Origin of the sequence: Sunxiuqinia dokdonensis (genome assembly GCF_001270965.1) — a bacterium.
Lineage (GTDB): Bacteria > Bacteroidota > Bacteroidia > Bacteroidales > Prolixibacteraceae > Sunxiuqinia > Sunxiuqinia dokdonensis.
This window is the reverse complement of sequence record NZ_LGIA01000183.1, coordinates 1-1,298: the sequence shown is the minus strand read 5'-3', so window position 1 is coordinate 1,298 and position 1,298 is coordinate 1. Positions and strand designations below refer to the sequence as shown.

The following is a 1,298-nucleotide window of genomic DNA, read 5'->3' as shown; positions in this document are numbered from 1 at the left end:
TCACTTGTTAGGAAAGAGAATAGCAGTTCAAATAGATTAGTAAATAATTTATGGTATAACGCATATAAAACACCGAATCGCGGACGTTTTTAGGCCTTAGTATTAAACCCACCCATTCTACAGGTGAATATCCAAAACACCTTGGCTGCTGCTCCACCTCGTTGCAAAGCAATCCAGCCACCTTGTAGCAATTCGGCACAAATCCGAAAGAGCAGGATTTAAAACTAAACTGAAAATGGTATTTTAGAAACGGATGGGCAAGGCACCGATCACAGGGAAAAACAAAGTTTAAGAACCATATAAATCGTATTTTATGTCACAGGTGTATCAGCTCGCCGTACATTGGGGCGAGAAAAAATCAGATTTGTTTTTCGAAGACAAAGAGACTGCCGAACGTATGGCCGAATTCATCAACTTAATGGCAGAAAACGGCTCAACTCCCATCCGCATCGAAGCCATAGAGCACAAGGTGTACTCGCGCGAAGTGGCGATCGAACATATCATCAAGGGACTTAATTTTGGGTTCTTTTTAGGGCCCAATTAGGAATTCGACAGATAGGCAGAACCCCCTTTGAAACGGGTTGTTTTGCTTGATTTTTGGATGCCGCTCAAAAACTTTTACCTCAAAGAACAATTTTTTGAAGTGGGCGGGCAAAAGCAAGTGTCGCCCGGGCGTGGAGCGAAGCGGAACATACGGAGCGACTCTTGCCGTGCGGTGCAGCCCGGCTTCGGAGCGAAGCTGAGCGAAAAAGCGACTGGGTTCGCAGGCGCAGCCAGGCGAATAAAGGAAGCGGTTTCGTGAGGCTGAGCGATGGTGCCGGGGCACAGGAAAGAACCTTTAAAAACAGGATCAGCAAGCTAAAAAATCACAAATAAAAACCTGATCAAAACGGAAAGTTGCCCGTCAAGGTGAAATGCCGGATCGTCAGGCCTTCGGACTGGCTCCGGCCAATTGAACCGGCACGGGCATCTTTCTTTTTAACCGAGGCTTGTGAGCACAGTGCGGAGCAAACGGAGCGAACATGCCGCAGGGTGACCTACAAATCTTGTCACCTGCGTTTATCTTTAGCATCCTTATCAAAAGCCACCAGGTTAAACATTTCCCGCATCCGGGAGCGGATCCGGTTGCCGTAAATCGTTTCCAGCTCTGAGGCGGAAAGATTGGTCGTCAGATGGGTCAACATGCGTTTGGATACAAACAGGTCGTAACGGGCCAGCAGGATTTCTGCCATCACGTTACACTCGTTCCCGAAATGCTTGGGGGTTTGTTCTAATCCCAGGTCATCAAAACAGTAACC

At 47.5% G+C, this 1,298-nt stretch carries 2 protein-coding genes and 1 pseudogene; 2 read left to right on the top strand and 1 reads right to left on the bottom strand.

Features of this window, described 5'->3' with window-relative positions; genetic code table 11:
* The first annotated feature begins 313 nt into the window (after positions 1-313).
* Positions 314-544: a hypothetical protein gene (locus NC99_RS16910; RefSeq protein ID WP_053186446.1), complete on the top strand. Its 231-nt coding sequence runs from the start codon at positions 314-316 to the stop codon at positions 542-544.
* A gap of 42 nt (positions 545-586) precedes the next feature.
* Complete coding sequence (locus tag NC99_RS16905; RefSeq protein ID WP_157624997.1) at positions 587-802, top strand: hypothetical protein; 216 nt, start codon at positions 587-589, stop codon at positions 800-802.
* Positions 803-1,049: 247 nt separating this feature from the next.
* Here NC99_RS16905 and NC99_RS22175 read toward each other — a convergent pair.
* Positions 1,050-1,298 (bottom strand): annotated as a pseudogene (locus NC99_RS22175) (ATPase); the annotation flags it as partial.